This is a genomic window from Catenovulum agarivorans DS-2 (assembly GCF_000568405.1).
Classification (GTDB): domain Bacteria; phylum Pseudomonadota; class Gammaproteobacteria; order Enterobacterales; family Alteromonadaceae; genus Catenovulum; species Catenovulum agarivorans_A.
In genome coordinates this window covers 45,498-59,255 of record NZ_ARZY01000018.1, presented here as the reverse complement: position 1 = coordinate 59,255, position 13,758 = coordinate 45,498, and the positions used below count along the sequence as shown (strand labels likewise).

Sequence of the window (13,758 nt, the reverse complement as noted above, 5' to 3'; positions counted from 1 at the left end):
AGTCTTATGGCGAATATATTTGAATTTTTACATATAGGCGTATTTTTTGTTGTCTATAAAATGGTTGATATCTATTGGGCGACTGCCGCCCTAATAGGGACAACTGGGTTGCATTTAATCTATGAATGGATTAAACAAAAAAGCATGCCGAAAAAACAAATGTCGTTGTTTTTAATCGTGTTAATCATGGGTGGCTTAACATTATACTTTCAAGATGATGCATTTATAAAATGGAAAGTAACCGTAGTAAACGGCTTGTTTGCTGTGGGTATTTTTATCAGTCAGGCAGTATTTAAAGTCAGTCCGATGGAATCTTTACTCGGCAAAGAGCTGGCATTGCCAAAAGCTTTGTGGGCGAAAATTTCTTACGCCTGGGCTGGCTTTTTTGCAGCCATTGCCGTGTTAAACCTATATGTTGCATACAACTTTTCACAAGACTTTTGGGTAAACTTTAAATTATTCGGGTTAATGGGGTTAACTTTTGCATTTACGATAGCCACCATTGCATATATCTACCCTCACCTACCCAAAGAAAATAAAGAGGATAATCAATAATGTGGTACTTAATTTATAGCCAAGACGTTGAAAACAGCCTACCACTACGAAAAACAGCTCGGGCAGCCCATCTTGGCCGCTTAAATGAATTGAAAGACCAAGGACGACTATTGGTCGCAGGCCCAAATCCAGCAGTTGATTCAGAAGACCCAGGTGAAGCTGGTTTTACCGGATCAACTGTTATCGCGAAATTTGATAGCTTAGCTGATGCCCAAGCTTGGGCCGACAAAGACCCATACATCCAAGCTGGTGTGTATAAATCAGTTACGGTCAAGCCTTTCAAAATCGCTTTGCCATAATAAAAAACCAGCTAGTTAATCAATTAACTAGCTGGTTTTATCAATTTAAAACAGTTTAATCATTTTTACTCAAAACGGCGTTTGCGTTTAGTCGTGATGGTGGCTATATAACCATGCCAAGTAGCAAATGCTAACAACGGCATAATAACAAGAAACGCAATAAACTGAGTTAGAAAACCAATTACCACTCCCACACCTATTATTGCGGCCCAAACAGCCATAACCCCTTTGTTACTCCACACCGCATTGATGCTAGATAATACTGCAGTCATTAGATCTACTTTACGCTCAACCAAAATTGGTTGAGTAAACGCACTTATCGTGAAAACAAACGCGGATAACAAAGCACCAACACCCGTTCCTAATGCTAAGAATGGTAACAACTCGCTAAAATCGTCAGAGATATAAGGCGGGTAAAGTGCATGAATCAATGACGCAATGCGTAACCAAAAAATCATAATAACTAACAACAAAATTGCAAACGCCCACTCATGAACATTATTGCGACTCATAGCTTTAATGCTATGCCACAATGTTGGTTTATGACCTTTTTCAAACTCCCAACTCACATCATATAAACCAGCAGCTAAAAAAGGCCCAACCAGCATAAAACAAACAATGGCTGGTGCAATAACCAAATGATTCTCAGTTAACGACACTAAGTACATAATACCGATCGGCACTAAGGTAAAAATAATACCGTAAAACAAGGTAACCAAAGGTGCTTTAGTCATATCCATCAAACCTAAGCGTAACCAATTAAATGGATCACTCCAGTCCAACGCATTGCATGGGATAACTCTACCTAACTCGTTATCATGGAGTGCGTTTTCTTCTTTGCGCATTGTATGTGACATAATCTATTCCCCATAGCTTTTAATCTGTCCAACCACATCTAATTACAACTCTAATTGTCTTTTAATCATCCAAGAAAGTAGTGCTCTTCTTTACAACAAATCTTGTGTATAAAGATTGAGCTAATTTAAATATAGACAGGCATTGCCAAAGTTACAAAAAAATTAACCTTTTTAACCTTATTGCAATAAGTTTATTGCTGCTCAGCCAGCCACTGCCAATACAAAGTGTTCAAAAATCAACCAATAAAGCTAATTGATGCAAGCTTTTATAGAAAAATGCGTAAATCAAATGTCCACCTCTTCACAACCCCTGTAACAGGCGGTATCTTATATTTTTGCGTTAGTTGTTATTGGAAAATGCACGAATGAAACTATTTGAGCAGTCGTCAAAGTTGAATAACGTATGTTACGACATACGAGGGCCCGTATTAAAAGAAGCAAAGCGTCTAGAAGAAGAAGGGCACCGGGTTTTAAAGTTAAACATAGGTAACCCTGCTCCATTTGGATTTGAAGCGCCTGATGACATTTTGAAAGATGTTATTCGTAATTTACCAACTGCTCAAGGTTATTGTGATTCAAAAGGGATCTACTCAGCACGCGTTGCGATTATGCAGTACTACCAGCAAAAAGGTATCCGCGACATAGATATTGAAGATATTTATGTTGGTAACGGTGTGAGTGAACTCATCGTTATGGCGATGCAGGGATTGCTTAATATAGGTGACGAAATACTCGTCCCTAGTCCAGATTATCCGCTTTGGACTGCTGCTGTTGCATTGTCAGGTGGTACGCCGGTTCACTACCAATGCGACGAACAGGACGACTGGAACCCAAATATTCAAGATATTCGTAGCAAAATAACAGACAAAACCAAAGGCATTGTCTTAATTAATCCCAACAATCCAACTGGTGCCGTTTATTCTGATGATATTTTACAACAACTAGTTCAAGTGGCCAGAGAGCATGAACTAATTTTGTTTAGTGATGAAATCTACGACAAAGTGCTCTATGAAAATGTCACCCACAAACCAACCGCTTGCTTTAGCAACGACATTCTAACTGTCACTTTTGGTGGTTTGTCAAAAAACTACCGTATTGCAGGGTTTAGAGCGGGCTGGATGATGTTAAGCGGTGCCAAGCATTTAGCCGAAAACTATATAGAAGGGCTTGATATGCTTGCATCCATGCGGTTATGTGCCAATGTACCCTGCCAATATGCAATTCAAACAGCATTGGGTGGATATCAAAGTATTAACGAATTAATCGGTGAAGGTGGTCGTTTGTACGAACAAACCATGTTCGCTTGGCGCAGAATTAATGAAATTGAAGGTTTGTCTTGTGTTAAACCAAAAGGCGCTATGTACGTATTTCCAAAAATCGACACTGAAAAATTTAATATAACCGACGATCAAAAATTTATCTTAGATTTTCTCCGCCAAGAAAAGATTTTAATGGTTCACGGCAGCGGATTTAATTGGCACAAACCTGATCACTTCAGAATTGTAACGTTACCGCATATCGAGCAGTTAGAAATTGCATTGGATAAGCTAGAGCGCTTCTTAAAAAGATATAGACAATAAGGTGTAAATAAGATGAAGGATGAATCGATAAACCCTAGTCACTTTTTCGCATACATGGCCAGAATGAAATTAATAAATCGATGGCCACTAATGCGAAACACCCAAATTGAAAATGTACAAGAGCATAGCTTGCAAGTTGCTATGATTGCCCATGCGCTTGCAGTCATTCGCAATGAATACTATCAAGGAAATGCCAATCCTGAACGTATAGCAACATTAGCGATATTCCATGATGCCTCTGAAGTCTTAACTGGTGATTTACCCAACCCAGTTAAATACTTTAATGCCGAAATCGCCAAAGAATATAAAAAAATAGAAAAAATTGCCGAAGATAAATTAGTTGGATTGTTGCCAGAGCGATTGCAAAAATATTACCAACCATTAGTTTGTTCTGAACACCACAATCCGGAAGAATATAAGCTTGTGAAAGCCGCAGATATTTTATCCGCGTACTTAAAGACCATAGAAGAGCTGAATGCGGGAAATCATGAATTTAGTCGCGCTCAACTGCGTTTACAAGAAAATTTACAAGCACTTGAAATGCCCGAAGTCGAATTTTTTCTAAATATGTTCGAACCTGGGTTTAGCCTGAGTTTAGATGCAATTACCGAGTAGTTGCACTAGACTCAATGCTTTTTGCTTGCAGTCCAATAACCGCCCCTAACAGTGCAAAAGCAGCTGCAAAATAGTAAGTAGCATCGTAAATAAGGTGCCAACCCCAACCGGCGCACCACGCGCCCAACGCTCCACCTATACCGAAAGATACCGACAAATAAAATGCCTGCCCTTTTGATAATGCATCACCAACAAACTCATTGTGCATGAATTTTTGCGCGCAGACATGAAACAACCCATAGCTGAAAGCGTGTATGGTTTGAATCAAGATCAGCAGTAATACATGTTCAGCAAAACTGTTTAAAGTAAACCAGCGCAAAGCTGTTAGTGCCAAGCAAAATGCAATTAGGTAATTAAGCGCAAACTGTTTAACAAGCTTGCCGGCATAGAAAAAGATCACTATTTCAGCCACAACCCCCACAGAAATAAACATTCCTGTTTGGTACCCTGTATAGCCAATGTCCTGCATATAAATGGAAAAGAATCCATAATATGGTGCAAAACTAAACTGCATCAACATTGAACAAACTAAAAATGCGACGACATGTTTTTGTTTTAGTCGCTTTTGAAATGATAGTTTTGAAGAAGAAACAACCGCACTGTGCTTCACTTGAGGTTGCGGTAAACGTACACTGTTAAACAAAAGAATAACAAGCAAAACCATGGTCATATACTCAACACTTTGGGTTACACCAAAATGTTCAAAAGACCAACCTGCGATGATCACAAATAAAATAAAACTTATACTACCCCACATTCGAACTAGGCTGTACGCACTCGCATCGCCCTCTAACTTTGCTTGGGTTAAGGTTTCGATTTGCGGCAACACAGCCGACCAAAAAAATGCAAAGCCCCCTAAAGCTAAATAGATAAATAGGGTGTTGTGTTTAAATAACAGCAAACTAAAAAATAGTAACGCGAATAAACAACCTAGTTGAATACGTAAATGAGTGTTTTTATTTAGCCAACTGAGGTGTGCCCATGTGCTCGGACCAAGGATGCGACCAATAGTCATGACAGCTAATATGCTGCCAATAGTCGTTGCGGGTAACTGAAGAGAGTCTAGATATAAACCTAAATAATGAGAGACCACCCCAATAATCGTGAAATAACTAAAGTATATTTGGGATAGTCTCGCTTTGGTAGAGTTAGCAAACATTAAAGTTATTTACGTGCAATATCCGGAGTCTCAGTTTGCACATCGATGTTTTGTGCGCGGTGACGTAAAACATGATCCATAAGTGTTAATGCCAGCATTGCTTCAGCAATAGGGACAGCACGAATACCAACGCATGGATCGTGGCGACCCTTGGTGACCACTTCAGCCGTTTCGCCTTTCGTGTTAATAGATTCGCCTGGTACGGAAATACTAGACGTTGGTTTTAACGCAATACTTGCAATGATTTCTTGGCCAGTTGAAATGCCACCTAAAATGCCACCAGCATTGTTTGAAGTAAATCCATTTGGCGTCATTAAATCTCTGTGCTGCGAACCTTTCTGCTCAACACAATCGAACCCCGCGCCAATTTCAACGCCTTTAACAGCGTTGATACTCATCAGCGAGTGAGCGATTTCTGCATCCAATCTATCAAATACTGGCTCACCTAAACCAACAGGCACATTGGATGCACATACGGTTACTTTAGCGCCAATTGAGTCGCCTTCTTTTTTCAGATCACGCATATATTGGTCTAAATCATCTAACTTAGACTCGTCTGGGAAAAAGAATGGATTTTGGTTGACTTGTGACCAATCAAGATTTTCAGCTTTGATTGGGCCCAATTGCGACAAATAACCGCGTACTTCAATACCAAACTTTTGCAACAGGTATTTTTTAGCAACAGCCCCTGCAGCTACGCGCATTGCAGTTTCCCGAGCTGAAGAACGGCCACCACCACGATAATCTCTGATACCGTATTTTTGATGGTAAGTATAATCGGCATGGCCCGGGCGAAATAAATCCATAATATTTGAGTAGTCTTTACTTCGCTGATCAGTATTTTGAATTATCATACCAATGGAAGTGCCGGTGGTTTTACCTTCAAAGATCCCCGATAAAATTTGCACTTGGTCAGGTTCACGCCTTTGGGTTGTGTAACGTGAAGTACCTGGCTTTCGGCGATCTAATTCTAACTGAATCTCTTCTTCTGTAATCTCAATTCCTGGAGGGCAACCATCAACAATACAGCCCAAAGCCTTACCATGGCTTTCACCAAACGTTGAAACACTAAACAATTTACCAATAGAGTTACCAGACATCTTAACCTCTGTTTTTATTCTTGCACAAATGCATCGCGATACTGCAGTAATTGACTGCGGGTAAACATAAATACCCCAATACCACCATGTTTAAATTCGATCCAATTAAATTCTACACCAGGAAACGCTTGTTCCATGTGAACTAGACTATTTCCAACTTCAACAATTAGTACACCATTTTCGGATAAATGCTCAGCAGCTTCACTTAATATAGTGTTTACAATTGATAAGCCATCAACCCCCGCAGCTAATCCGAGTTCAGGTTCATGGTGAAACTCGCTGGGTAAATCGGCCATATCTTCAGCATCAACATAGGGTGGATTTGAAACTATCACATCATATTTTTGTTCTGCAACACCACTAAATACGTCAGACTGAATCGGTATAACTTGCTGCCACATGCCATGATGCTCAATATTCATTTCACAGACTTCAAGCGCATCTGAACTGATATCAACTGCGTCTACTTCAGCTTGCGGGAAAGCATATGCACATGCAATAGCAATACAACCACTGCCAGTACACAAATCTAAAATTCGTTGGGGTGCTTGAGGAATAAGACCATCAAATTGATTCTGAATCAGCTCACCTATGGGGGAACGAGGCACCAAAACGCGCTCGTCTACGTAATATGCTTTACCACAAAACCACGCGGTATTAGTTAAATAGGCTAACGGTACTTGTTGATTAATACGCTGCTCGGCCCAAGCGACGATCGTTTGTTTTTCAGTATCGGTTAAGTTGCATTGATCTATTTTATCTTTTGGATCTACAGGCAACCCAATCGCTTGATATACTAAGCTATATGCCTCGTCCCATGGGTTGTCGGTACCATGGCCGAAATAAACATCTGACTGATTAAATTGTGACACTAACCAACGGACAAAATCGAACACTGTATTCAACTGTTTACAGGCTTGTTCAGCCGCTTGAGACTCTAACATTGAAATAACGCACTAACTTATGAATAATAGCGCGCTATTGTACACTAGATTTTTGTTTTATGACGGAAAAATCACACTCCCCAGAAGAAGATAACGACAACTTTGCTGAACAAATGCGCGGAGTAAAGCCGCTTAAACAAGATACGGTTGTGTTGTCGTCTAAAAAAGTAAAAAAAGATAAACTGGTTTTAGAACAGAAAAACGCCAGTCGAGAAGCTAACTTTTACTTTTCGGATCAATACGCCCCTCATTTTTCTGATCCAAATAGCATTAGTTATGTACAACCAGGGCATGCCAAAGATTTGGCAAAACAACTTAGAAAAGGTCACTATTACCCAGATCTAATTTTGGATCTTCACGGGTTAACTCAGCAACAAGCTAAAATAGAAATTGCAGCGCTGATTAAAGAAGCGATCAAGCAGCAGGTCGAATGTGTTTGTATCGTCCATGGGCTTGGTAGTGGTGTGCTCAAACAAAAAACACCAGCTTGGCTAGTGCAACACCCTAGCGTATTGGCAATCCACCAGGCTTCTTTAGAATGGGGTGGAAAAGGCGCTTTACTGGTGCTGATAGATTTAAGCTAAGCACACAAGTTTACAGCTTGGTCGGGTGAAACCACTGATTTTAAATGACCTCTAACCAGATTGTCATTCAATTCAATTTCAACCGCGCCACCTGTAACAAATAATGGGCAGGTTTCCGCTACTAACCCATCGACTAAATGGCACACAAGCGGCAAATGCGACACAACCAATACTGAATTAGCCTCAGAACAATAACCGTGCATTAAATTGATACAATTCTGCACATCTGCTTCAGGCTCTAGCTCTGACAACTGAAGCAATTCTTTTGCAACAATACCTTGCTTTTCAATGGCTTGCCAAGTTTGCACTGCTCGGTCGTATGGGCTAACCAATACATAATCAAATTGCTTACATTGATGCGCAATCCATTGACCGATTTGTGCACTTTCAAGTGCTCCATTTTCATTAAGTTGGCGAACGCTATCTGACGATGCGATAAGGTCAGCTTCCCCGTGACGAACGATAAATAACTGCATACCCTACTCTATCTGACCAAAACATATACAAACATGGGTCAGTCTGGTTGCTAATTAATACAACTTACGTATATTACCAATCTGCAACACACAACTGCTATGTAGATAAAATAAAACAGTTAGATAAAAAAATATAGTAAAACTTAAGAAAAATTCGGTGCTACAATAAAAAACAGCAGGATTTTAATAACATACCTAGCTGAGTAGTCCGTATTACACTTTTTTATAATACCTAGGTATGGTTTTATTATTTGAGATAAATTTTCAGCGTATTTCACGGGGCTACTATAGTGATTAAAACAGGTAAACAAGATACCTATCAGTATCAAATGTTCACACTTGCAAACGGCTTACCTCTTTTACATGTCCATGTACCAAACAGTAATCGGATTGCCGCTGCAATGTCGATTGCCGCTGGCCAATTTGACGACCCTAAAGAATACCCTGGGCTCACTCATTTATTAGAACACATGCTATTTCAAGGCACACAAACCTTTCCAAGCGAACAAGTAGACTTCAGTCAAATGCTTGCTCAATATGGCGGTAAAGCAAACGCTTGGACAAGTGGCGAATTAATGAACTTCTATTATGATGCTCATGCAAGTGCCTTTGAAAATAGTCTACATCAATTTAGTCAATTTTTTATTTGTCCTGAATTTGCGCTGAATAAACTCGAAAAAGAAGTAAATGCGATTGATGCGGAGTTTAAATTAAAAGTTCGTGATGAATTACGTAGACTCAATGAAGTACATAAAGAAACTAGCAATCCAGAACATCCATTTAGCAAATTTAGTGTCGGCAACAAACAAACGTTTTTAACTTCAGATCTAAACGCCCTCAAAGACGCTTTAATGCAACATTTTAATCATTGTTTTAGCGCCGATAAAATGAAGCTAGTAATTGCCTCTCCATTTGCAGCCGAAGTTGTCGAACAGCAAGCTCAACAATATTTTGCACAGATCCCAACAACCAGTCGCAACAGAATTGACTATCCACCTTTGTATCGACCGCAAGATCTTGCACTGACCATTCAAGTCAAACCACTTAAGCAGATATATAGAGCCATTTACACCTTTGTACTCCCAAGTGAAGGGGCTGATTACAAAAGTAAAACAGTTCATTATTTGTCAGCAATTTTAGGTGACGAAAGCCATGGTAGTTTATTTGCGTTGTTGAAGTCACAAGGGCTGATTGTTAATTTAACCGCTGGTTGCGGTATAGACGACGGTCAAACAATTGACTTTAACATTAGCTTACAGCTGACACCGGCTGGTGTTGAGTGCACAAAAAAAATCTCTGAGGTGATCTTTTCTTACCTAAATGCGTTAAAAACAACGGACTTTGTAGAATATATTTATGCTGAAAAAGCAAAGATGAACCAGTTAGCATTTGAGCATCTTGAACCCAAGAAAACCATTGAGTGGGTTGCCGAGCTTGCACTAAAACTTCAAGTGTACGATGCTGAAGACGTAATATCTGGTGACTTTATCATGACGGGCATCAATACTGACTGGCTAAATCAAGCATTAGCCTGCTTCTGCCCTTCAAAATTAAGATTGGTTATATTAAACCCAAACCACTCTTTCGATTATTTATCTCAATGGTACCAAGCGCCATACCGAACTGAAAAAATTTCGTCTGACCGTCAGGCCCAATTAAAGTCGTATCAATTAACCAGTTTAACTTTACCAACACCAAACCCTTATATTCCTGAGCGTACAACGGCCCTTGAATCTTCACACATAGACTCAACCCCACAGAAGATAATTAATGATAAAGGCATGACCTTGTGGTTTAAACAAGACCAAGTGTTTAAATTACCACACGCTCATGTGTACATAGGGTTAGATTTACCCAATAGCCAAGGTAGTGCAAAAAAGCAGGCACTCACTCGACTTTATGTTGAACTGGTGTTGGACAATATCCTCGGTGAGAATTATCAAGCAGAAACAGCCGGTTTGAGCTATACCATTACGCCTCACCAAGGCGGCTTAACATTGCATGTCCAAGGCTACTCTGAAAAACAACAAAAGTTTGTACTAAATTTACTCGGTCAACTTCGACTGCGTGCTGTGACCGAGCGAGATTTTAATCAAACTAAAATTAAATTATTAAATGCATGGTACAACCAAAGCAAAATCAAACCAGCTAATCAAGCATTTAACCTGCTCACACAAAGCTTGCAAAACAACCAATATCCTGCTGAGTCGTTGGTAGAACAATTAAAAGACATTGAATATGGTGAATACGCCGAATTTAGTGTGCAGTTGTTTGACAGAGTGAATGTAGAGGCTTTTGCTTATGGTGATTGGGATTTAACCCAAGCACTGCAGTTAGGTGAAGGCATCAAAAAAATAATATTTCAGCGCAGTAAACCTTCTGCCGAAGTGGCGCGCAAAGTGTTTCAGCTAAATGAACACAAATTTGATTGCCACCTAACCTTGCCGATTGACAACAAAGACACAGCTGTAGTTCATTACTTTCAAGCAAACGATAGTTCCGCCAAAGCCACAGCCTGCTTTATGCTGATTAACCAATTATTGTCACCGATTGTGTTTCATGACCTTAGAAAACAAAAGCAATTGGGCTATTTAGTTGGTAGTGCTTATTTTCCAATTAACATTGTGCCTGGCGTTGTCATTTATGTTCAGTCAGACAACCATAATGAAACAAGCATATTAGAACAACTAGAACATTTTTATCAGTCAATACCGTCTTATCTAAGCCAGTTAGACGAAGATCAGTGGCAAAACATCCAGAAAGGTTTAATCCACCAGTTAAACGAAAAAGATAATAGTTTGCGAGCAAGCGCTCAGAGACTTTGGATGTCTATCGGTTTAAAAGATCACAGTTTTAGGCGCACTCGAGAAATATGCCAGTGGATTGAATCTTTAACATTTGATGACGTATTGGAAGAAATGTCAGAGCTCTTTGCACCAGGCGGAGAAAGAGGCATGGTGAACTTAACCGCTTCAAAACAAAATGATGGCGTGCGCAATGACTCTGCAATATTGATTAAAGGTTCAGCAAAAGTAATCAGAAAAGCACTGCAATCGAACATCAGCGCCATTACTTTATTGCGTGATTGACCTCATAGCGATAATACAAAACAACTTTTTGATTCGCATCGAACTGAATCACTAAATACTGGTATATGCCTGTATTTATATCAAAAGACAGTAGGTAATTGTGCTGTCTGGGCTGTGAGGTAGAATCTGGCAAACCCAATTTTGCTTCGACTTGCTCTACGCTCAAACCAGTTGCAATGTGGTTGCGCAACACATCTATATACAAGGCTTGTCTTGGATTTGTTGTTGAATAGTCGGCACGGCCTTTTGCCCATACAAAAGGATTAAAGCTAGATTCAACCATACCTTGGTTTAAGTCAGCCACAGTTGACGGACGTAAATACTCAAACCATACGTAAAAAATGGCCAGTGACGTTATGCCAACCGACCAAGTTACAATGCGAATTAATTTATATGTTCGACTGCTATTGAGCATATCACTAACAGCTTGGTCTTGCATGCAAAGGCTTTACACCATTGCTACGGAACTTCTGAATATGCTCAGCTAGGTTATCAATTCGTGTTTCTGGTGCAGGGTGCGTAGATAAAATCTCCATTGGCTTATTGCCACCCAACTTATTCATATTCTCCCAAAGCTTCATTGATGCTTCTGGCTTAAAGCCAGCTTCAATCATGTACTTCAAACCAATAACATCGGCCTCTGACTCATGAGTACGACTATAAGGTAATAAAACTCCGTATTGTGCACCTAAGCCCAACACTGACATAGTCGCTTGTTGGTATTCTGAGCCTTGTGTCATAACAGCCGCACCTTGCAGCACCACATTTGCAGCGGTATTTTGAGAAACTCGCTCACCGCCATGATTTGCTATAACATGCCCTACCTCATGTCCCATAATAGCGGCCAATTGGTCAGCATTCTCTGCGACTCCCAATATGCCGGTATATACACCGATTTTTCGTCCTGGTAATGCAAATGCATTTACTTGCTCGCTTTCAAATACAACCACTTCCCACCCATGCTGCCAGTCAGATGGTAAAACACGAATGATAGCGTCAGCAACGCAGTCGACATATTGATTGGTTTGTTTATCGGTAGAAATTTTTTGCTCTTGCTTGATGGCTTCAAAACTATCAATCCCCATTTTCGACATTTTGTCAGCATCAAACATGATAAATTGGCTACGCCCAGTTGGTGATTTAGCACAACTAAATAACACAGTGGTAATCAGGCACAAAGATAACAAGCGAACAAATTTCATTTAAAATTTCCCTTAATAGCTGAAGAGAGTTACTTTTTGTATTCTAGCAAAGTTTGTAGATCAAGGGCCAACTGTCCCTTGGATAGATGTAAATAAAAAAGCCACTAAAAAGTGGCTTTAATCATAAACAATTTAACTGCGAAGGTCGTCAAAGAATCGCTTCACTCCGTCAAAAAATCCAGTTTCTTTTGGTCTATGCTTGGCACTGCCCTCTTCCATTTCACTGTCTAGTTGGCGAAGTAGCTCTTTTTGTGAATCGGTTAGGTTAACTGGTGTTTCTACCACAACTTTACAAATTAAATCGCCTTCAATACCACCTCTAACAGAACGCACACCTTTACCACGCATTCTAAACATGCGGCCTGTCTGCGTTTCTGATGGTATTTTCAGTTTAACTTTACCATCTAAAGTTGGTACGTGTATTTCACCGCCTAATGCAGCAGTCGCAAAGCCAATTGGCACTTCACAATATAAATTACTGCCATCACGCTCGAAGATAGCATGTTCTTTTACATGTACTTGTACATATAAATCACCTGCTGGTGCGCCATGAGCGCCAGCTTCACCCTCACCAGCTAAACGAATTCTGTCGCCAGTATCCACTCCAGCTGGAATTTTAACCGATAAGGTTTTATTCTTCTGAACTCGACCTTGTCCACCACAGCTACTACAAGGATCACTAATAATTTTGCCTTGGCCATGACATGTCGGACAAGTCTGTTGTACCGCAAAGAAGCCCTGGCGCATTTGTACTTGGCCTTGGCCATGACAAGTAGAACAAACTTGTGGTTTGCTACCCGGTTTTGCACCCGAACCATCGCACGTCTCACAACTAACCCAAGTTGGTACTTTAATTTCGACGTTTTTGCCTTTAACAGCTTCTTCAAGGCTAAGTTCTAAGTTATATCTTAAGTCTGAACCTCGTTGCGCTCTAGACTGTCTGCGGCCACCACCGCCAAATATGTCGCCAAAAACATCGCCAAAGATATCAGAAAAGTCCTGATGGCCACCGCCACCACCGCCCATTTGCGGATCCACACCTGCATGACCATATTGATCATAACGGGCTTTTAATTCGGCGTTAGTTAAAACTTCATACGCTTCTTTAATTTCTCTAAATTTTTCTTCAAAATCTTTATCACCCTTTGTTCTGTCTGGGTGATATTTCATCGCCAAGCGCTTGTAGGCTTTTTTGATATCTCTTTCGCTGGCACTTCTTTCTAGTCCCAGAACTTCATAATAATCGCGTTTAGACATATATCTCGCCTAGGTTATGTTTACGGCTAAACGTACAAAAC

14 protein-coding genes are annotated in these 13,758 nt (G+C 40.1%); 6 read left to right on the top strand and 8 right to left on the bottom strand.

Going from position 1 to position 13,758, the window contains the following annotated elements; genetic code table 11:
- Positions 1–6: 6 nt before the first annotated feature.
- Positions 7–555, top strand: a complete 549-nt coding sequence (locus DS2_RS10630) for a septation protein A (protein WP_035014743.1) — start codon at positions 7–9, stop codon at positions 553–555.
- Positions 555–854 (top strand): YciI family protein, encoded by a 300-nt coding sequence (locus DS2_RS10625; protein ID WP_035014742.1) that lies wholly within the window; start codon positions 555–557, stop codon positions 852–854. Before DS2_RS10630 ends, DS2_RS10625 begins: the two co-directional genes overlap by 1 nt.
- A gap of 65 nt (positions 855–919) precedes the next feature.
- Here the strand turns inward: DS2_RS10625 and DS2_RS10620 are convergent, their stop codons facing one another.
- The gene (locus tag DS2_RS10620; protein WP_035014741.1) at positions 920–1,711 is read right to left on the bottom strand and encodes a DUF2189 domain-containing protein; all 792 of its coding nucleotides are present in this window, start codon (positions 1,709–1,711) and stop codon (positions 920–922) included.
- A 365-nt stretch (positions 1,712–2,076) separates the two neighbouring features.
- On the opposite strand from DS2_RS10620, the gene DS2_RS10615 reads away from it, so the two are divergent.
- Both DS2_RS10615 and yfbR read left to right on the top strand, forming a co-directional pair.
- The gene (locus tag DS2_RS10615; RefSeq protein ID WP_035014740.1) at positions 2,077–3,291 is read left to right on the top strand and encodes a pyridoxal phosphate-dependent aminotransferase; all 1,215 of its coding nucleotides are present in this window, start codon (positions 2,077–2,079) and stop codon (positions 3,289–3,291) included.
- Between the two features lie 12 nt (positions 3,292–3,303).
- Positions 3,304–3,906, top strand: a complete 603-nt coding sequence (gene yfbR / locus DS2_RS10610; protein WP_200870134.1) for a 5'-deoxynucleotidase — start codon at positions 3,304–3,306, stop codon at positions 3,904–3,906.
- On the opposite strand, the gene DS2_RS10605 is transcribed toward yfbR, so the two are convergent.
- From DS2_RS10605 to prmB, 3 genes are read right to left on the bottom strand one after another with little or no spacing between them, the layout of a single operon-like run.
- Positions 3,896–5,065 carry an MFS transporter gene (locus tag DS2_RS10605; RefSeq protein WP_035014739.1) on the bottom strand — a complete coding sequence of 390 codons (1,170 nt, stop codon included), beginning with the start codon at positions 5,063–5,065 and terminating at the stop codon, positions 3,896–3,898. The genes yfbR and DS2_RS10605 overlap by 11 nt on opposite strands.
- A 5-nt stretch (positions 5,066–5,070) precedes the next feature.
- Complete coding sequence (aroC, locus tag DS2_RS10600) at positions 5,071–6,165, bottom strand: chorismate synthase (protein ID WP_035014738.1); 1,095 nt, start codon at positions 6,163–6,165, stop codon at positions 5,071–5,073.
- Positions 6,166–6,179: 14 nt separating this feature from the next.
- On the bottom strand, positions 6,180–7,109 hold the full coding sequence (gene prmB / locus DS2_RS10595) for a 50S ribosomal protein L3 N(5)-glutamine methyltransferase (RefSeq protein WP_035014737.1): 930 nt from the start codon (positions 7,107–7,109) through the stop codon (positions 6,180–6,182).
- A gap of 59 nt (positions 7,110–7,168) precedes the next feature.
- Here prmB and smrB point away from each other — a divergent pair, with 59 nt between their 5' ends.
- Entirely contained in the window at positions 7,169–7,693 is a 525-nt protein-coding gene (gene smrB, locus DS2_RS10590) for an endonuclease SmrB (protein WP_035014736.1), read from the top strand.
- On the opposite strand, the gene sixA is transcribed toward smrB, so the two are convergent.
- The gene (gene sixA / locus DS2_RS10585; RefSeq protein WP_035014735.1) at positions 7,690–8,169 is read right to left on the bottom strand and encodes a phosphohistidine phosphatase SixA; all 480 of its coding nucleotides are present in this window, start codon (positions 8,167–8,169) and stop codon (positions 7,690–7,692) included. The genes smrB and sixA overlap by 4 nt on opposite strands.
- A gap of 290 nt (positions 8,170–8,459) precedes the next feature.
- Between sixA and DS2_RS10580 the strand changes: the two genes are divergently transcribed.
- Positions 8,460–11,258 (top strand): insulinase family protein, encoded by a 2,799-nt coding sequence (locus DS2_RS10580; RefSeq protein WP_035014734.1) that lies wholly within the window; start codon positions 8,460–8,462, stop codon positions 11,256–11,258.
- Here the strand turns inward: DS2_RS10580 and DS2_RS10575 are convergent.
- From DS2_RS10575 to dnaJ, 3 genes are all read right to left on the bottom strand, one after another.
- Positions 11,239–11,697 carry a hypothetical protein gene (locus DS2_RS10575; RefSeq protein ID WP_235188583.1) on the bottom strand — a complete coding sequence of 153 codons (459 nt, stop codon included), beginning with the start codon at positions 11,695–11,697 and terminating at the stop codon, positions 11,239–11,241. The two genes, DS2_RS10580 and DS2_RS10575, sit on opposite strands and share 20 nt — an antisense overlap.
- On the bottom strand, positions 11,678–12,460 hold the full coding sequence (locus DS2_RS10570; RefSeq protein WP_035014733.1) for a M48 family metallopeptidase: 783 nt from the start codon (positions 12,458–12,460) through the stop codon (positions 11,678–11,680). The genes DS2_RS10575 and DS2_RS10570 overlap by 20 nt, the downstream gene beginning before the upstream one ends.
- A gap of 132 nt (positions 12,461–12,592) precedes the next feature.
- A complete protein-coding gene (gene dnaJ, locus DS2_RS10565) occupies positions 12,593–13,717 on the bottom strand; it encodes a molecular chaperone DnaJ (protein ID WP_035014732.1) in 1,125 nt (374 codons plus the stop codon).
- Between the last annotated feature and the right edge of the window lie 41 nt (positions 13,718–13,758).